Below are 17,605 nucleotides of genomic sequence, written 5' to 3'. Positions count from 1 at the left end.
TTTAATTATTTGAGATTTTATCTTCTGAATCCTCTTCTTTTCTCCTGTTCCTCAGATTGTTCTTCCTGCTCCTTCCTGTTTCTGTTAGCATCTTCATACATATCTCTATCATTCACATTCAGTTGAATATCTGAATCACCTCCTTTTGAAAGTTGTTTTTCAGTTTCAGTAATGTGACTTACAGCGTCAATCTCTCTCGAAACAATGTTTACATCGTTTGTGATTTCCTTTGCTATTTCAGGATATTGGTCGACTTTATCTTGTAGAAAGCCTTTAAGTTTTAGCAATTCGTTTTTATAACGATTAAGTTCCTGCGCATCCTTTTTATCAGCAATGATAGCAGTAAGCTCTGTCGCATTTTTGATGAAATCAAACTCTACAACTTTTCCTGTTTCACTATCGAATACAAAAGCCTTCTTTTCAAGTGAAGGAAATTCATTTGAAAGCTCTTTAATGTCCGTATATTGAACTTTCTCTTTACTATTTTCAAGAAGTTTAGTTAGGCTTTTATCTCGTTCAAGAAAGATGACCTTCAGTTTTGTATTATCTTCTGTGAGCTGAAAAGTGGCTCTATTCTTATCATTGTCGGCAACGATGGTATATCCTTGAAGAAATTTCTGAATATCATCTTCGCTTAGCTTTTTGGAAAATGTAAAATCGTCATTGATAATTCCAAAGTTTTTAAGTTCGTCCGTTGGTAAATTGTGATTTTGCATAATGTTTAGAAGTTTAATGTTGGTTGTATGAGTTTGCTCGTGATTCATAGTAGTTGGCAATTAAATTATTGGCATTAATAAGATCATTTAGAAATCGGATGGGGTTAATGTATTTTCCATTTTCTGTCACTGAAAAATGAAGATGCGCGCCGGTAGAATTTCCGGTATTCCCACTTTTTGCAATGATGAATCCGGCTTTTACAAATTCTCCAGCTTTGTAATACATTTCTGAAAGGTGGAGATATGAGGTTATAAATGAATTAGAATGCCTGATTTTAATATAATTCCCTCCTCCACCTAAATCCCAACCCGATGCAATTACAACTCCATCTAAAACAGCATATACATTTTCATAGTTGGCTTTAAAATCTGCACCGTTGTGTAATTTATTAGCTCCAAAAATAGGATGAACCCGCCATCCGAAAGGAGAAGTAACCATCATCCTATTGTTAAGTGGCATACTTATTTTTGAGATAGATTCCTCTTCATTAACGAAATCAAACTTTTTAATACGCTTTTCTGTATTTGAATTTTCCAGATTTGTTGATTGCTTTTTATAGTTTTGTAAGAGTGAGTCATTATCGATTTTTGAGTCTGCCTTACTTTCCTCAATTCTTGATACATTGTAACGAAGCATTAATGTCTTCAGAGAATCAATCTCCTTTTTCAGATTTTTTTTAGTTGGAGCATTGAAAAGTCTGTTAATAATGCTTTTTTGCTCCTTTTCTATTTTGAAGGTAGATTGCTTCTGAAAACTTTGTTGTTCTTTAAGAATCTCGTTGGATGTAACCTTTTTAGGAGTCAGTGTATTGAACTGTGTAAAAACCAACGAATAGCAACCTAAAAACAGCACTGTTATTATATTTTTCATTTTTAATCCCACTGTATTAATCTTTAATATTTTCGTTTACGATGAGTTCCACCTCTCTATTTATTTTTCTAAAATTGGTCATCAGAACTTCTTCTTTACGATTATTGCCCTTTTTATCGACGAATGAATAGTAATTAGGCATAGCTACATAGTTTTGTTCTTCCTCCTTGATAGCTTTCATATCAAGATTGATTTTTCCTCTTATTGCAGAAGTTTTATATTCCTCACTACTGTTCTCTTCTCCTTGCGCAATCATTCCAACCATTTCACCGGTTTTGAGTGCAGCAATTTTTCCTGCAGGAATCATAAAGTCCATTTTTTCATTGATGCTGGTCGATGTTCCTTGCTGCGAAATAGATTGGGAGTAAGACTTTTGTTTAATTTTTCCGAACAATTTTTCAAGCCAGTCCAAGGTATTTTTATTTCTTACAGAACCGGAAAGAACATTTCCGACAATCGCTGAAATAGTATCCGCGACTTCCTTTTTATAAAACTGTCGAAGCTGTGGAATTTCCTGAAGCCCTAATAAAACAGCTATCTTGTTACTTCTTGCTGTTGCTATTATATTGTCAATTTTATGAATGTATATTGTTGGGAATTCATCGCCAATAATTCCACCAGGTAAATTATGTTTAGAATTGATTTGGCGTAAGGTCCTATTAAGAATTGAAGAGTATAAGGCTGAATTAATGTCCTGTGTGCTCGGATCAGAAGCTAAAATCAGAATTGAAGGATTTTGCTTATCTGTTATTTTAAGCTCAACTTCATCTCCTGAGAATACCCAAAAACTCTCTTTAGTTGCCAATCGGGAAAGAAAGATTTTCAAAGTTCCAATTTGTCCTTCCAACTGATCAAAAGCCTTGTTGTCATAGGCTGTTTTGAATGGTGAAAGCAAGGAAAGAATCTCTTCATTGGTAAAAAGTGTATCAAAGATCTCTTTATAACTGCGGTTCATAAAAGATAGAATATGCGGCAGATCTGAATATTTCCCATTTTCCAACGTAGCAAAAAAGTAGACACAAGATGAAAGAAAGTTAATTGCTGACTGGGTAAAAAAAGCTTCGGAACCTCCTCCTGAGCTGGATCCTCCTTTTTGCAATGAAGAAACCATAGATTCAGCCATTTCCTGAGCTTCAGCCAATGTTTGAATGTACTTTTTATGGAACGGATTTACTCTTCTTGATTTTTCTACTTCATTAAGATTGATAATATGAAAACTGTAATTGTAATCTGATTCTCTACTTTTTTTCAATAAGTAATGATAATAAGCAATTTGCGCCAGGTCAGGAAACTTGAAATCGTATATACATAGGCAAAAACCTTTGGCAATCATCTGTCGAATGGAAGGATTAATTACCCCAAACGATTTTCCAGAGCCAGGTACTCCGATTACAATAGTACCTCTAAAAGGATCAATATTAATGTAGCCTTTATAGGTTTTGTTATTGTACCTGAAAACATATGGGATATTAATCGAAGTGTCGTTATTTACAAGCTCCTTATTTTGGTCAAAACTCTCTTCTTCCACATTCCATCGGTCTTTTCCCATTTTTTGCTGCATTAACTTTGAAATACTGTCTGCTCCCATCTGAAGGATGACTGCTCCTAAAAAAGAAAGAACGGCATAAATGATTTGGTATAAATTAAGCCCCGGAAAGATATGCGGAAGCTCTCTATTTCCAGCTTCATTTTGCCAGATCAAGGATGAGAAAATCATCAATAATCCTAGAACCATTGGAATTCCAATCTCTGTATAGATATTGAGATCTTTCTTTTTCTTAGCTTTTGTTCCAACCGCAACCAATCCAATCAAAACCACTGTAGCAAATTTTGCATTGATGGGCGGATATATAAAGCTCATCTTTGAAAAGTTCTTCAATAAGTTGGAAACTACAGGGACATCAGCATTCAGATAAAACAGCGAAGCACAATCCAATGCAACCACAGCATAGACTACCTTTTGCAGGAATCCATAGATTTTGATTTGATGTTGTTGCTCTTGCATAATAATTTATTATTGTTTCATTTAAATTGGAAGCGGAACTTCCGCTTAGAAAGTATCAGCTTTAAGAATGTCAGAATAATTGACTTTCAACTCAATGGTTCTACCCGAAAGTTGCTCCTCAATCAATCTTATCATCATTACCTTCGAATTTGGAAAAGTGAATTTTTTGAAGACATAAATATTTCTAAAATTCTTCTTGAAATGTTTTTGAAGATTAAGCTGAAAAAGTGGCATCATCTCGATGCTTTGGTTATTCGTAGCCTTATGTATTTTTTTATCCTCTATGGAAAATTTTAACGCCTCAATGTCATAGCTCAGATTCGAGTTGTTTTTAAAGGTCATATCGAGGAAAATGTAATCGCTAATGACATACACATTGTTGAGCTGAAAGCTGATTTTAAGATTTTTCTCTTCTCTAATTGGATTATTTTCAGATTTCTTCTGAATGATGCCCATTGCAAATCTTCTCAGTTCAAGATTAGAAAATACCATTTTGTCAAACTCAATAGGCTGCATCGCTTCAGGCTGAATGTGAATATTGGTAATTGTATTCAAATTTTCAGAATGTCTGTAAACCGCTTTATATTGGGCAATAAAAGATTGTCCGACAACGGTAATAATTCCCACGTTATCTCCATTAAAAAAGATGGAGTTCTTTTTCTTTTTATCTTTTTCTTCAGATGTTTGACTGTCTGTAATTTTGATTCTTGCAATATTGGTTGTTGGTAAATCTCCCGTCAGTTTTTCTGTAGACAAATCAACATACTGAATAGGTTCCGGAGAAATAATATGCAGGTTGATTCCTTCTGTGATTTCTATCTCTGGTAACTCAGAAATAATCTGCTCTTTGATTGCTGTTTGAGCATTGAGAGTCGCTGTAAATAGTAAAAGTGTATATAAAAATGATTTCATTGCTTTTAAGGTTTTGGTTGGTTTTGTGAATCTTTCAATTGCTTTTCGTCGATCAGAAATACATAAGAATTGTATTTCAGCTTAGCTTTATTGGTTTTAATAAGATTCGCGAGCGACTTAGAAGTGGATGTAAATAATTTGGAACCAATGGTGGTAAAAAATCCTTCTCCCCCCATATCCATCTGAGTTCCCTGAACAGAGTTGCTTCCCATTTCACGGATCATATCTCTAAATACACTTTGGGGAACATATAATCCTTTCATACCATCAACATCGTAGATAGACAGGTTGATGGGAAAGATCTCTCCATTAGCAAATACTGAAATGATTTTCAAGTCAACACGTTGCATTGTAAATCCAGAAATCTGTCCATATAAAATAGAACCTTTACCGATTTTTCTGTTTCCAACAAAAATGTCTTCCAACAATCGAAATCTGATCCTGCTTCCTAAAAACCCTTTGTTATTTTCATCGATAACTGCCTTGATAAAACTGTTTTCCTTCTCTTTATAAACGGCATTAAAGTCAGTATTGATACCCGATTTGCTCACATTAAAAGTAGAATTGAGAAACTCACTCATTTTTTCTTTATTGGCTTTGAGTTTGTTTTCCGCTGCCAGCTTATTCTGATATTCAGGATCTCTTGCTTTCTCCAATGAATCCATTACCAGCATTTGCTGCTTCAGATATTTTACAGGATCTTGCTGCGTATTTTGTTCTTTTGTTTTAGGCTTTTCAGTCTGATAATTATCTTCTGCTTTTCCGTAGGATTTGTCATTCAGCATCTTTATAATCTCAGTTGATCTTTTATAGTCCTGATCTTCTTTACCCTGCTTAGGATTATAATAGGATGAAGGATTTTTTGTAGCCTGATATTGATTCTGCCTTGAATTGACAGCTTTTAATGAATCAATCCTTCTTTTTTGAGCTAAGGACAATTGGTCGTCATAGCTTAGCAGACTGTCTTGTTCCTTATCTAATCCTCCAAGCATTGTTCTGTTATCATCTTTTTTGAAGAATGCATCATACGCATCATTTTTAGTCATAATGGAATCCTGCGATTCACCAAGTGTTATGGAAAGTTCCTTCGGTTTATCTACAGGTTTATCTTCTTTCACAAACTGAGCTCCTACATATGCGAACAGAAAAATGAACGGCAACGCAAGGAGAGGCAGAACATATTTCTTTTCTTTAAAGTTGATTTTCTTAATGTCCATTCTTTAATTTTTGGTATTGGTTAAACAGATATTCTATTCTCAAACTGTCTTCTTTTCTAAGATTTTGCCTGTCTCTTTTTACTTTCAGTGATTGGAGTTCAGTTACTATTTTTTCCATTTCTTTTTGGTTGTTAGCCAATGTGTTTTGAGTAATTGAACTTTTAGAATAAATAACAGGAGGCTTTATTTTGAATGTCATATCTGAAGGAAAGAAGACGCCTTGCACAATGGATATGATGAAGGAAACAGATAAGAAAGCCATAGAATACATAAAAAACTTTTTAGGATTTCTGACTGCCCAGCCAAACCATTTCTGTCCGTTTTTTTTAACAAAAGCATTCATTTTAGTATGAGTTTTTATTTTGGTTGGAAAGTTCTTCGTTGTTGATGATTCGCCAATTTTTAAGAAGTACACCGTGAGGATTGTTAGGGCTTCTAATGATGTCATCAAAAAATCCTTCAGTAAATAACTTTCGGGTAATGACAGAAGATTTTCTTGTTATCATCTGTTTTCCGAAAAATTGAAACTTCTTGTTTTCCATATTCAGGCTAATGGAATCAGTGTGGATACTGACCATTGAACTTGAAGCGACGATCTGATTATAAAATCCTTTTTCTCTTAGGTTGGTGTATTCCTTTTTCCCACTGTCATCAATTAGATATAATGACTTTTGGATATTCTCTTTGATATAAGAATCATCGGGAGCCAGCGTAAAAAATAGTCTATGGAATAGTTCGATCTGTGCTTTATATTCGACTGGTCTGTTCAGAAGTACATCGGTTTGCTTGGCGAGAACCGGAACTCCATTATCCAGAATGTAGATTGATTTTCTCGAATCCTGAATCATTCTGTAAGCAAAGAAAAAACCTGCAATGATGATAAAGAAAGCAAATGCAACTGCTCCCAATGACACTACTTTATTGATCTTGATTCTCTGCTCTATATTTTTTATAAGCATTTCTTAAATATTTTTAATCTGATTACTTTTTATTTTTCATTGCATCATTTACCCTTCTGGATGCAGAAGCTGTCGCTGCAGACTTCACTGCGGATGCTCCGCCTGTCTTAACTGCCAAAACTGCTGTTTTTGCTCCGCTGGCAATTCTGCCTGCTGCACTCTTCATTTTCGTCATCGCTCCTGCTCCACCCGCAGTTACAATTGTATCGGCAATAGTTGGGGTCATTAGAACTCCGATTCCTGTAACGATATAAGCCACGCAGGTAAAGAGCTGATTGTAGATCATTCCGGAATTTGAAACATAGACCATCAAAGCATCTAAATTGGTAATGGTTCCATTAGTGAGGAGCGTATCATATCTTTCTATTTCCATAGTATAGCCCGATGCAATCAACTGTTGACCGATATTGATAATGGTATAGGCAACAAAAGTGTAAAGATTGATGTTGATGAATTTTGAAACCCAACTATAAAAAGAGTTTTCAAATCCCGGAATCAGTGACATCCCAATAGCTATTGGACCAAGGATAATTAATATGTATGCCCAGATTTTTTGAATAAAGAAGATGAGATAAACGCAAATTCTTAGAATTGAAAGGCAGATAAATTCGATGACTTCCGCAACCAATTTTTGTAACTGGAATTCCATCCTGATTTGCCATTCCTTGATAGGCTGTAACAATTTGTCAATGCCTTCGCTGATATCATACCACGAATCGTCCACATCCTCGCTGGTATTATTGATTACTTCCTGCTTGGCATCCTCTTCAGCATTTAACCTGATGACTGCATCCAACAATTGCTGTTGTTTTTTGAACCTTTCAATTCTCAAATCGTTTACCTCAGATTCGATGTCACTAAAGATGGCTATCCCCGGTTCTGCAATGGCTTCAAAAGGTGCCTGAATTAGATTGACAAATCCAGTCCAGTAAATCAGTGTGAATCCAATTAAAATAGGTTTTAGCATTGGTACAATTTCCCATTCGCGATCTCCGGCTGCCATCTGCCATCCCATATATCCTAGATACATCAATGCTCCCAATCCGCCTATAGCCCGTCCTACCAAAGCTGAACCTTCCGCACTATCCTGTACACTGTTGTCCAATTTAGTAAACACCTCCATAAACCATTTTTCAAAAGCACCGTCGCCTTTTAAAAACTGCAACAGATTGCTGTAATCACTATCGGTCTGGGCAAAGCCCATTATTGGTAATCCTATTGCAAAGAGGCAAAAAAAGTATGTCAATTTTCTATTCATATTAGTATCTGTGTTTGTATTGCTGCATCACATTTTGAACAATCTGTCTATCTGAAGCAGGTGCCCATTGCGTCGGTAAAGCTGTGGGTAAATGGCTATTCAGTATATTTTTGTAATCCAGAAGCAAAGTCGTTTTGTTATTATGCTTTCTTAATTCCTGAACAAATTTTCTCCATTTCATAAGCGTTTCGTGATACATTACAAAGCGTTTTCCTCTTGGCATATCCATTGAGCGGGACATAGAATACTTATCTTTAATGAGATCAAGTTCTTCCTGCAGTCTTTTCAATGTACCAGTCGTATTGAGTGTTTCATAAGTCTGCTGATCTTTCAGTCTCCATTCAATAAAATTCTGTGGTGTGTCTGGAAACTCTGTGATGGGTTTCAGCATTCGCTTGTAGTATAAAAGCCAGAGCGGGTCTGCATCGACCGTAGCAGAAGTCCAATGGGCAAGATCCTGAACACTTCTCTTATAAATTGTATCGGAAGCAGCTTTGATCTTCTTCGCTTCTTCTTCCTGAAATTTCAGTTGAGCAAATCGTATATTCTGTTCTCCGGTTGGTTTCAGAGGTCTTATATCATCACCATCTTTATAATCCCTGTTAATTTTAGGAGCCCACATTCCCCAAACTGTTGCATAAGCAAAATTGGTTTGAATACCCAGAAAATATTTAGGATAAGGACGCCAATCACCCCAGCTTTCAAAAGTCATCCTTTTATGCTGCGCAACAATTGCAGGGTCATTCAATCTTTTCACACTTTGTCCAAAGCCATTTACCGCAACTAGTAGTAAGAGAAAAAGTTTTCCTTTTTTAAGTAGATTTTCCATAGTTTTAGTTGAATAGGTGTTTGTATTTTTGAATAATATCACCGACAATCGCCTTATCGACATTGAGGTAATTTCTTAGTACAGGGACTTGGAACAGATATGGGATTTTCTTGGCATTCTCTAATCGTAAAATGATATAAAGGATATTCCCATTGATATTTCTTACCCTTGTAAAAACTTTCTCAATCAGCATTTCTCTGTCCATTGCATCCATCAGGAAATCTTTGTCTTCGTTCAAGACATCTTGGGTAACTTCCTGTTGGAGTTTAATAACCTGTTTACCAATTTCAGTATAGTACTTTGAAACCAGAACTGCATATTCAGGATGTTGTGCCGACAGATCCAGCATCTTGTTGGAATTGGTAGCAATCTTTCCTAAATACTGATACAGATAGATTAATTTCTTGCTTTGTGTAAGCGCTGAATTGACATTTTTAAGCTGCTGATAGATGTATTCCTGAATCGCAATAATTTGAGTTGTCTTGTTGTTGATTTCGTCATACAGCTCCTTTTGTTTTTCATAGGAATCCAAAAAAGCCTGCTCACTTGCCAGTCGAACACCGTGATTAAGCGTGATTTGTGATAACAGTTTATCATTGATAACAATCTGCTGGCTTTTTACTAAAATACTAGATAACGCAACGACTCCAAGTATTAATATTTTTTTCATTTTAAAAAGATTTGATGTTATTCATTATACTTTCCACAACTTGTTTATCTCTGTTGACATAGTACTGGAATGCTCTTTTGTTACGTAAGACCTTTGCTTTGATGTCCCTTATCTTTAAAAGCATATGGGTAGAGTTTCTACTTATTGCTTTGACTTCATCCAATGCATAATCCAGCAAAATTTTTCGTTCCGATTTTTCCATTTGGTTGATTGCCCCATAAGACAGGATGATTCCTGTAATTAATCGAGTGACCATTTGGAGGTCATCCACAAACTGTACTTGCGATGGCAGAACAGTTATGATTGAATATGGTGCAGTAATGATTTCATTAATAATAGTGGTCTGATTATCCGTAATCTTCGTTATCTCTCTGCTCATAGCGATTCCTGTTGGTATTGCCTGAACAGCAAATGATACAATTCGTAACCTGTCCTGTACTTTGGTAATCTTATCCTTGAAATCTTTCCATTGTGATTGATTAACTGTTTCCACAGTGGCATTTGCAGTCTGCTTCTGTCTCATTTCTTTTTGTCGGTCGTGTTCTTTCATCGCTGCATTGATCTCCAGATCCATCATTGGAAAAGAAACATTTTCCTGTTGCCACGCAGGTGTAGAACCACCGCTTGAAGAAGTGATTAAGATGTAAATAGGAATGGTCAGCATTAGAAAAATCTTTTTCATTTTTTGACTTTTAAAAATTTCTCTTGTACTTATTCATTATGTTCTCCACAATGCCTTTATCGGTATTGATGTATCCAGCAAAAGGATTGATGGAATTCCAAAATCCCAATCGATTGGCTTTTTCCAGTCTTAGCTTTATTGCCAAAAGCCATAGTTTCAGATTTTTTACATTTCCTGAGATATTATGCAGGATTTTATATCGATCTCCTGCAGTAGCCAGATTCAGTTCTCCAGATGCCAGAATATCCGTAATATCGGTGACTATTTTCAGACTTTGCTCATAGGTTTTTTGTGAAGCTTTGGTACCGAATATGGCATATTGCGGATGCTGCGAAGCCAATTGGACAACCTGAGCAGAATAATCGTAGCATTTGTTCAACTCAGTGTAGATCTGTTGTACCTGAATACCGTTTTGTAGTGTTCCGGAAACTTCTTTCAAACCTTTTAATATTTTATTCTGAATATCATTGGCGGCTACCATTTGGGTTCCGACCCAGGTTTGTGCATCCTTTAATTTTGATGTTTCTTCGATAACCTCGTTCTGCTTGGCTTTCAGATTTTCTGAATACAGAATCATTGCAGCCGTTACCGTAGGATCGATGTAGGTATTCTGTGCAAATAAAAAACTACTGAATCCTAGAAATAGGAGACTAAACTTTTTCATACAGATAATTTTTATTGATTAATTCTGAAAAACTGATTTGATGATCTTCAAGCTCCTGTGAAATGACCTTGAAAACATTTTTGCCTTTGTTCTCATTTTTCATCCTGTTGTAATAGGAAACAATCTTTTGGTCTAGAGGATTCTGATACAGATTGACCAGTGAAACAAGATTTTCAAGGTTGTCTCCAAAAATTTTTAAATCAAATACAATTTTAATAAGGGCTTCATCATAGCTTCCGTACTTCTGCACATAATACTCTACTGCTGACTTTTCAGGCTTCTCTGTTGTATAGGTAAGGTACTGCTCTATTGAAACTTCATTACCGTAAACTTCTCCTTTGGAACCACGTTTCAGATAAAATTCTTTGAATCTGCTACGTCCGAATTTGTTGTTAAGGTTGTTAATTGTGAATATCTTGTTCTGCTCCACCTTATTTAATGAAAGCAAAGCTGCAATACGGTCAAAGTTGTCCTTGAACTTGGTCTGATCAAGAAGAATAAATGTATCCGAATTGTTGATGATACTGTCTTTTACAACAGCATTGCCAATAATGTCATCCAACTCCTGTGTTACCACCACCGCTTCTCCCCAAAATTTTCTTACTGTTTTATAGAGATACAAAATATATCCACCCATCAGTTTACTTGCAATGGCTTTCCACGCTTCTTCAATGATCAGAGCTTTTCTGCGGTCTTTTCTGAGTCTCATTTTTTGGATGAACGTGTCCATTATGATGAGTGTCACGATTGGAAAAAGCTTGGGATTATCCTTAACATTATCAATCTCGAAAACGATAAATGACTCATCAAATAAAGTATTATCTGCATTTTCATTGAGCGTTGTTCCATAACGTCCACCTTTGTAAAAATCCCTCAGAACGAATAGAAAAGTTCTCAGGTTAAATTCTCTTTCTGTGATGCTGTGTTTCTTATTATTCAGATAAAGAGGAAGAAATTTGTCGCAATAGTCATAGAAACCATTAAAGGAAAGTTCTTTTGCATCCAACTTCTCTTCAAGTTCTTTGATTTTTATGATAATGGCTTTCCTAAATGATTCATCCCAGTTTTCTTCCGTTTTGTCCTTTTTGATGATTTCATTGGATCTGATAAGAATCAATTGGGTTTCATTGTAAATTCTTCTTCTCTCTTCATCACCCAGCGTTTCATAAGCTTCATAAACTGTATAAAATTTTTCATTGTCATAATCAGGATTATTGATGTTCTTGTCAGGATGATAGAATTTTAATAGTCTTCTTCCTGCATCCTTGATCTCTTCAGTACTTGCATTGAAGGCAATTCCTAAAACATCGTAGTATGTCCGCCGTTCATTAACATTACTCTCATACTGAGCGTAAATATCTTCTTCGTGAATGTTGTATTTATTCAAATAAAGAATTAACTCTTCTGAAGTTTTATTCTCATACCATTCACTTCCCGAATTAAAATATTGATGATAATAGGACATCAGCACATTGTCCAATATTGATTTCTGGGCAGATGACATTGACGCATCCGGACCTTGCCAGATAAGGAAGATCAGATTGGTCAAAAATTCTATTTTCTCAATATTGAATTCTTTCTTATCCATCAGAAAAGGATTCATTGTGATCGGCTTTTCTTCAGTGTACTGAATGTATCTCCCACCTTTGTATTTGCAGGTTCCTGAATAAGAATCTCCGGTATCGACGATGACGACATCATAATTATAGGTAAGGTACTGCTCAATTATATTATTCATTAAGAAACTCTTTCCTGAACCACTTGGTCCTAAAACAAATTTGTTTCGATTGTTAATTCTGCCAATTTTCATCGGTACGTCAGCAGGATCAACTTTTAATGGAACTCCTTGTCTGTCTGTAAACCTCAAATAGAAATTGGATTCTTCATTCAGGGGGTAACTCTCTTTAAAAAAAAAACACAAGGCCGCTTCGCTTGTCGTCATAAAAAGATCGTATTCCCTGAGCTCTGTGGCATTCCCTGGAATGGCAGACCGGAAGAGTTCCAGTTGATTGTAGGCATTCTTGGAAACGATGATCCCTTTCGTGAATAGCTTATTTTCAATCAGGGATTGTGTTCCCTCCATTTTTTCCAATGTGTCTGTTGAAAATAGTAGGGAAAAATGCGCATTGACAACCAATTGCCCATCGATAGCGATGTTATGCAGAAGAGTTTGTATTTCTTCCGCTATAATGGCATTGGAAGGAGAATTATTGGCTGCACCTTCGTGCTTTTTCTTTTTCTTGTCGAGTTCTCTCTGTTGTTGTGCCTGAAGAGGAATCGTAATTACCTGATTGTAAATGATGGTTTCGTAATCCTCCAAATCATTGATGAATGTGAAATTATCAACAGCCGTTTCTGCAGCTGCGCCATTTCCACCAAGTATGGAATAAGGCTCTATCTCAGAAGGCAGATCAATGTTTTCAACATCGACATATGAAATATTCTTAACGAACTTATTTCCTATCTGCAGATATTCATTGGTTGATTTAATATTATCAAAAGTGGGAACATCTGAAAACTGCATCGACAATACGCCGGATATATAATGTTCAAACTCCTTTTCAAATAAAAATTCTGGTTCGCAATCGCTTTGCTTCAAAAGCATAAATACCTTTTGACATTTATCACGAAGCTCTTTATAACTCTTGTCAGAGAAATGGTAGTGCTTCATTTTCTTTTTCAGCTTATCATCGACAATATCTGTGAAGAAAAGTATGGTTTCAATAGTTTTGAAAAGCCTCCCCTCAAAATGCTCCGAATACTTCTGTTGCAGAAATTGATTGGATTGTTCGGCTGTATATCTCTTTTTTGAAAAAATATCAAGCTTTTGTACGATTCTACTCTCTCCTATAATAGATACAACCTGATTTAAAACCGTGTGGAAATTCAGATAATTGTCAGGATCTGCCGAATATTGCTCAACAGGATTTTTTATTTTGATTCCGATGATAGGATTTCCGTACTGCCCAAATAAAACATCAAAGTCCCATCCGAAATCTTTTCCAATATCAAAACCGATAAAAGGAATATCAAATGCTTGTTTCTTTATTTTGGACATAACCTAAAAGTGTTTTATTGTTTATTTTTTTGGGGAAAATCAAAACTTGATCGAAGTTTTTGGTCTTAGCGTACAGACCATATTTATCCTGTCTTTTGAAGATGAAATAGACGCCTCCTCCTGTACCTGCGAGTCCTAAAAGAGAACCCAGCAATCCGAATTTGGATAATATGAGTGCTGCGATGACACCGACTCCAATGACTCCTACTGCATAAAAGATGTATTTGCCTTTAAGCCCGAAGAATACAAGGGGTTTTTTAAGCCCCTTGTAGAGATAGAACCCCATATTAAGCAAAGAATGCTGTTACGAATTCCGGAACTACCAATAAGAAGATCATAGCACCTCCGTAGCCCAAGATCTCTTTGTTGACATCCTGATCGCCATTTGTCCATTTGTTGTACACTCTCAGACCTCCGATGAAACCGACCAATCCTCCGACAGCTTTGAGGATAAGCTTGATCGGATCCCAATAATCTTTGATGTCATTGGCTGCATTGGAAATTGCTGTTGCACCACCCTGTGCAAATGCTGGGGTTACAGCAAGGAGGATTACACAAGCAGTCAATAACTTTTTAAACAGCTTGTAATGTTTCGATTTGTAGTTCATAATGATTAAGGATTTATGTTTAGAATTGTGTTTATTTAGCTTAGAATTATGCATAAGGGGTGTGCTATCCGCCTTTTATAGGCGGATCATTTTAGTAGTGAAAAGTTTTGATTAACCTCTTAGATCATTGATTGATAGACCTTATGTCCATCTTGGTTTAGAATAACCTGAACGCTTGTTTCGGCGAGATTTAGAAAGTCTTTAAACTGTTTATGTAAGGCGTCGAGGTTTGGGGATGGAATCTCTTTTTTTTCTTGCTCTTGAATAATGTTTTCCTGTTGGGAATCAAGTGAAACAGTTTCCTTTTGTTCTTTTTCATTTGGCTTTTCTTGTATTTCGGGAACGTTATAAAAATCATCAATATTCTGCTCAGACTCAAACTTCTTTCGAAAGTGATCAAGGTCACGGCTTTCATCTTGTTGCTCTTCCTGATTAGCCCGAAATAGCTCTTTCTTGTTAAAAGAATTAGGAGTATTGATATTTTCTACATCATCGATCTCTATTCTTTGTACTTCGTTTTTGTTCTCTTCTGAAAATTCCGTTAAAGAATACTCTTCAGTTTCATCCGTTTTTTTTGAACTGTCTTTTTTCAAAAAAAGATCATACAATACATTCCCTGCATAATAAAGCAGATAAATGGCTATGATAGAGGTAATTATTTTAATCATATTTTGTAATGAGTTTATAGTGATCCGTTATAATGTAATTTCAAGGCATTTGTTAATGTGGTCAATTAATTCGTTGAATGATTTCTCCACAGCATATCTCTGATGATTCGTTAATTTTCTGGTATCAAGAATTTGTAGACAATTTCTTTTGAATACAGGATTCTTCAATAGCAGTCCATACCTGCTGATTTCGGCGTCCATTCCTTCTTGATTCTGGTATACATAGCCTTTATCAAATCGTGAGCGAATGAATACCCTTTCTGCCTGACTTTCCAACAATCCCAAAAAATTAATGAAGACCAAAGTTGATTTTGCTGAGACATTTGAATATTCAAAGGGAATGACAATAAAATCACTGTAAATAAGAAGGTCGCTGTACTTTACATCCAATGTTCCTGCAAGGTCGAATATGTTTATCTCTTCACTTTCTTTCAATGCTATCAAACTATCAAAATCCGTGAAGGGTTCTTCATTCTCTTCATCAATGATTTCAACATCATATATTTTTGGAATTTCCAGCAATTCATCTTCTTTCCATTTGTGGTAAAACGATTTTTGAAAATCGAAATCGAAGACCTTGATCATTCTTTTAGAATGAGCAGAAACATAATTGGCAAAAGCAATTGCAAGCGTTGTTTTACCTGTTCCTCCTTTCTGCGTTGCAAATGTGATTATCATAATTTTACATTGATTACAGGTTCTTGAAAGCCAGTCATTTCAGCGACCTTTCTTTTTCCTCCTCTTCTTCAATTCATTTTCTGCCGGGTCTTTAGAATTGGCTGAGCTTCTCATCAGTTCAAAAAACATCTCATTGACTGCTTTTTTCAATTCATTTCCTTCTTTATTTTCCTTGGTACTTTCTAATTGAGGATTTAGGAATTCCTGGTATTGCTTTTCTCCAATCATCGGTTTCAATTCTCCGATGTAGTGAAGTCTCGAATAAATGACGTAATATTTTCCTTCCTCCGACTTAATTATATTAACATCTTTATTATTTTGGATTTTCACGTATTCTTTTACATCGTTTCTGATAGCTGTGAATGTGTCCTTATTTTTCAGCTTTTTATTCTCAAAAAGCATAAAGTATTGTATTTCATTTTTTGGGTTTCTATCTTTCAAAAACCTTTGCAGTACTGCTTTAGTTTCATCATTTGGAATATTGTAATCCTTGAGACTTTCAAACAGTTTCTTGTCCATTTTCGCCGAAGTGAATTCAAACAACTCATTCATTTTCATTAGTTCGCTTCCTTTACAAACTGCGCCTGTTTTATGATCAATTACAGTATAGCCAAAAGGTTGAAATTCATCTTTATGGTGGAAAACCAAGTCAATCCCAAAAACATCTCTTAGCTTCTTCTGAAGTTCACTTTCAAATTCAATTTTCGGTGTCCAATCAGCTTTTTGCTTTTCTTCAGGAAGCATCGCTTCCTGCTTTCTAAAATCCTCAACTTTGAAAACCTTGTTGGAATAAATCTCTTTATACTTGGAAAAAATGGCTTTCAGTTGTTTTGTTCTTCTTTCATTCTTTCTATTATCATAAACAATCTGGTCTCCTGATAATGTTCGCTGGATTACTCCGTTTTTTAAAATGGTCAAAGATTTCGCATCATTTGTGTTTTTGCCCAGTTTATAGCCATTTCTGTTAAGTAAAGTTTCAAACTGATGGAGGGAACTCATTTTGTAGTTCAACAGTTTGTTCAATACTTCCTCCGGTTTGATTCCGTAAAGTTTTTCGAGAGTATTAGCTAAAGCTTTTTGAGCTTTTAACTTTTCGTAACTGTCATTAATCTTCTTTCCAGTCTGTTTATCTACTCGAGTCGTAACAATATGAATGTGATTGTTCTCTGTGTCATTATGGAAAGCCACAATAAATGGTTGCTTTCCATATCCCAATTCATCCATAAAGTCATCAGCAATTTTTGTAAGTTCTTCTTTGGAATGCTCCCTGAACTTGGTTGAAATTGTTGCGTGAAATTGAGGCTTAATTACTCTTTTATTTCCAGCCGAAATAGCTTTTAAATAATCTCTTACCTGTTGCTTATTGCTATGTTCATTAATGAAGGACGGAAAGTTTTTCATCATCATCAACTCCCCTTTTCCTTTGTCTATTTTTTTATCATTGTAATTAACTCCTGGAAAGTCGGATCCTGCTGGATTCATTATCTTAACAATCATTTAGATAGCAAAGAATAAATGTTTTCAAATATTTTGTTCTGCTCTTTTTTTAGAATTATTACTTCTGAAAGCTTTTCAGAAAAAACTTTTAAATCCTCAGAACTAATGAATTTTTGGGCATTTACAATCTTGGCAACTTGATTGATATTGGTTTCGATCTTTACAAAAACATTATCTTGTTTTTCAATGAATTCCAGAACTTTTCTTCTTTCATCTTCCAAAATTCTGTTTTCGACAGAATTGATGATTAAACTTGTAAGAGAAATATTTCTTGTGTCGCATATTTTTTTCCACTTTTCTTTTTTCTGATTAC

Annotated in this window: 19 protein-coding genes; all 19 read right to left on the bottom strand. The window is 35.3% G+C overall.

Annotation, left to right across the window (positions count from 1 at the left end):
• Positions 1-17: 17 nt before the first annotated feature.
• Entirely contained in the window at positions 18-716 is a 699-nt protein-coding gene (locus M030_RS0119410) for a hypothetical protein (protein ID WP_027374958.1), read from the bottom strand.
• Positions 717-729: 13 nt separating this feature from the next.
• The gene (locus tag M030_RS24555; RefSeq protein ID WP_002981121.1) at positions 730-1,587 is read right to left on the bottom strand and encodes a M23 family metallopeptidase; all 858 of its coding nucleotides are present in this window, start codon (positions 1,585-1,587) and stop codon (positions 730-732) included.
• A 16-nt stretch (positions 1,588-1,603) separates the two neighbouring features.
• Positions 1,604-3,592, bottom strand: coding sequence for a type IV secretory system conjugative DNA transfer family protein (locus M030_RS0119400; protein ID WP_027374957.1), 1,989 nt, complete (start codon positions 3,590-3,592; stop codon positions 1,604-1,606).
• A 45-nt stretch (positions 3,593-3,637) separates the two neighbouring features.
• Entirely contained in the window at positions 3,638-4,504 is an 867-nt protein-coding gene (gene traN / locus M030_RS0119395) for a conjugative transposon protein TraN (protein ID WP_027374956.1), read from the bottom strand.
• 5 nt (positions 4,505-4,509) lie between these two features.
• Positions 4,510-5,715: a conjugative transposon protein TraM gene (gene traM / locus M030_RS0119390; RefSeq protein WP_027374955.1), complete on the bottom strand. Its 1,206-nt coding sequence runs from the start codon at positions 5,713-5,715 to the stop codon at positions 4,510-4,512.
• Entirely contained in the window at positions 5,711-6,064 is a 354-nt protein-coding gene (locus M030_RS0119385) for a hypothetical protein (protein ID WP_027374954.1), read from the bottom strand. The genes traM and M030_RS0119385 overlap by 5 nt, the downstream gene beginning before the upstream one ends.
• Before the next feature lies 1 nt (position 6,065).
• On the bottom strand, positions 6,066-6,680 hold the full coding sequence (gene traK, locus M030_RS0119380; RefSeq protein ID WP_027374953.1) for a conjugative transposon protein TraK: 615 nt from the start codon (positions 6,678-6,680) through the stop codon (positions 6,066-6,068).
• Between the two features lie 22 nt (positions 6,681-6,702).
• Positions 6,703-7,938, bottom strand: a complete 1,236-nt coding sequence (locus M030_RS0119375; RefSeq protein ID WP_027374952.1) for a type IV secretion system protein — start codon at positions 7,936-7,938, stop codon at positions 6,703-6,705.
• 1 nt (position 7,939) lies between these two features.
• On the bottom strand, positions 7,940-8,767 hold the full coding sequence (locus tag M030_RS0119370; protein ID WP_027374951.1) for a hypothetical protein: 828 nt from the start codon (positions 8,765-8,767) through the stop codon (positions 7,940-7,942).
• A 4-nt stretch (positions 8,768-8,771) separates the two neighbouring features.
• Positions 8,772-9,437 carry a hypothetical protein gene (locus tag M030_RS0119365; RefSeq protein WP_002981129.1) on the bottom strand — a complete coding sequence of 222 codons (666 nt, stop codon included), beginning with the start codon at positions 9,435-9,437 and terminating at the stop codon, positions 8,772-8,774.
• Position 9,438: 1 nt separating this feature from the next.
• Entirely contained in the window at positions 9,439-10,119 is a 681-nt protein-coding gene (locus M030_RS0119360; protein WP_002981130.1) for a hypothetical protein, read from the bottom strand.
• A 10-nt stretch (positions 10,120-10,129) separates the two neighbouring features.
• Positions 10,130-10,783: a hypothetical protein gene (locus M030_RS0119355; RefSeq protein WP_002981132.1), complete on the bottom strand. Its 654-nt coding sequence runs from the start codon at positions 10,781-10,783 to the stop codon at positions 10,130-10,132.
• Positions 10,770-13,841, bottom strand: coding sequence for a TraG family conjugative transposon ATPase (locus tag M030_RS0119350; RefSeq protein WP_002981134.1), 3,072 nt, complete (start codon positions 13,839-13,841; stop codon positions 10,770-10,772). Before M030_RS0119350 ends, M030_RS0119355 begins: the two co-directional genes overlap by 14 nt.
• Positions 13,813-14,127, bottom strand: coding sequence for a DUF4133 domain-containing protein (locus M030_RS0119345; protein WP_002981136.1), 315 nt, complete (start codon positions 14,125-14,127; stop codon positions 13,813-13,815). The genes M030_RS0119350 and M030_RS0119345 overlap by 29 nt, the downstream gene beginning before the upstream one ends.
• Before the next feature lies 1 nt (position 14,128).
• Positions 14,129-14,449, bottom strand: coding sequence for a DUF4134 domain-containing protein (locus M030_RS0119340; protein WP_027374949.1), 321 nt, complete (start codon positions 14,447-14,449; stop codon positions 14,129-14,131).
• A gap of 119 nt (positions 14,450-14,568) precedes the next feature.
• Positions 14,569-15,117, bottom strand: a complete 549-nt coding sequence (locus M030_RS0119335; protein WP_002981139.1) for a hypothetical protein — start codon at positions 15,115-15,117, stop codon at positions 14,569-14,571.
• A 27-nt stretch (positions 15,118-15,144) separates the two neighbouring features.
• Entirely contained in the window at positions 15,145-15,795 is a 651-nt protein-coding gene (locus M030_RS0119330) for a ParA family protein (protein WP_002981143.1), read from the bottom strand.
• Positions 15,796-15,834: 39 nt separating this feature from the next.
• Positions 15,835-17,292 carry a relaxase/mobilization nuclease domain-containing protein gene (locus M030_RS0119325; RefSeq protein WP_002981144.1) on the bottom strand — a complete coding sequence of 486 codons (1,458 nt, stop codon included), beginning with the start codon at positions 17,290-17,292 and terminating at the stop codon, positions 15,835-15,837.
• On the bottom strand, positions 17,289-17,513 hold the full coding sequence (locus M030_RS25920) for a hypothetical protein (protein ID WP_228370545.1): 225 nt from the start codon (positions 17,511-17,513) through the stop codon (positions 17,289-17,291). Before M030_RS25920 ends, M030_RS0119325 begins: the two co-directional genes overlap by 4 nt.
• Positions 17,514-17,605 lie beyond the last annotated feature (92 nt).

It is taken from the genome of Chryseobacterium sp. UNC8MFCol, assembly GCF_000482305.1.
Lineage (GTDB): Bacteria > Bacteroidota > Bacteroidia > Flavobacteriales > Weeksellaceae > Chryseobacterium > Chryseobacterium indologenes.
Note: the sequence above shows the minus strand (reverse complement) of the source record. Positions and strands in the feature narration are given on the sequence as shown.

Excerpts from the sequence above, each read along its gene's own strand:
- M030_RS0119335 (WP_002981139.1), bottom strand. The coding sequence starts at position 15,117 with ATGATTAAAATAATTACCTCTATCATAGCCATTTATCTGCTTTATTAT.
- M030_RS24555 (WP_002981121.1), bottom strand. The coding sequence starts at position 1,587 with ATGAAAAATATAATAACAGTGCTGTTTTTAGGTTGCTATTCGTTGGTT.
- M030_RS0119340 (WP_027374949.1), bottom strand. The coding sequence starts at position 14,449 with ATGAACTACAAATCGAAACATTACAAGCTGTTTAAAAAGTTATTGACT.
- M030_RS0119360 (WP_002981130.1), bottom strand. The coding sequence starts at position 10,119 with ATGAAAAAGATTTTTCTAATGCTGACCATTCCTATTTACATCTTAATC.
- M030_RS0119370 (WP_027374951.1), bottom strand. The coding sequence starts at position 8,767 with ATGGAAAATCTACTTAAAAAAGGAAAACTTTTTCTCTTACTACTAGTT.
- M030_RS0119365 (WP_002981129.1), bottom strand. The coding sequence starts at position 9,437 with ATGAAAAAAATATTAATACTTGGAGTCGTTGCGTTATCTAGTATTTTA.
- M030_RS0119330 (WP_002981143.1), bottom strand. The coding sequence starts at position 15,795 with ATGATAATCACATTTGCAACGCAGAAAGGAGGAACAGGTAAAACAACG.
- traN (WP_027374956.1), bottom strand. The coding sequence starts at position 4,504 with ATGAAATCATTTTTATATACACTTTTACTATTTACAGCGACTCTCAAT.
- M030_RS0119325 (WP_002981144.1), bottom strand. The coding sequence starts at position 17,292 with ATGATTGTTAAGATAATGAATCCAGCAGGATCCGACTTTCCAGGAGTT.
- traK (WP_027374953.1), bottom strand. The coding sequence starts at position 6,680 with ATGCTTATAAAAAATATAGAGCAGAGAATCAAGATCAATAAAGTAGTG.
- M030_RS0119355 (WP_002981132.1), bottom strand. The coding sequence starts at position 10,783 with ATGAAAAAGTTTAGTCTCCTATTTCTAGGATTCAGTAGTTTTTTATTT.
- M030_RS0119375 (WP_027374952.1), bottom strand. The coding sequence starts at position 7,938 with ATGAATAGAAAATTGACATACTTTTTTTGCCTCTTTGCAATAGGATTA.
- M030_RS0119410 (WP_027374958.1), bottom strand. The coding sequence starts at position 716 with ATGCAAAATCACAATTTACCAACGGACGAACTTAAAAACTTTGGAATT.
- M030_RS0119350 (WP_002981134.1), bottom strand. The coding sequence starts at position 13,841 with ATGTCCAAAATAAAGAAACAAGCATTTGATATTCCTTTTATCGGTTTT.
- M030_RS0119385 (WP_027374954.1), bottom strand. The coding sequence starts at position 6,064 with ATGAATGCTTTTGTTAAAAAAAACGGACAGAAATGGTTTGGCTGGGCA.
- M030_RS0119400 (WP_027374957.1), bottom strand. The coding sequence starts at position 3,592 with ATGCAAGAGCAACAACATCAAATCAAAATCTATGGATTCCTGCAAAAG.
- M030_RS0119345 (WP_002981136.1), bottom strand. The coding sequence starts at position 14,127 with ATGGGGTTCTATCTCTACAAGGGGCTTAAAAAACCCCTTGTATTCTTC.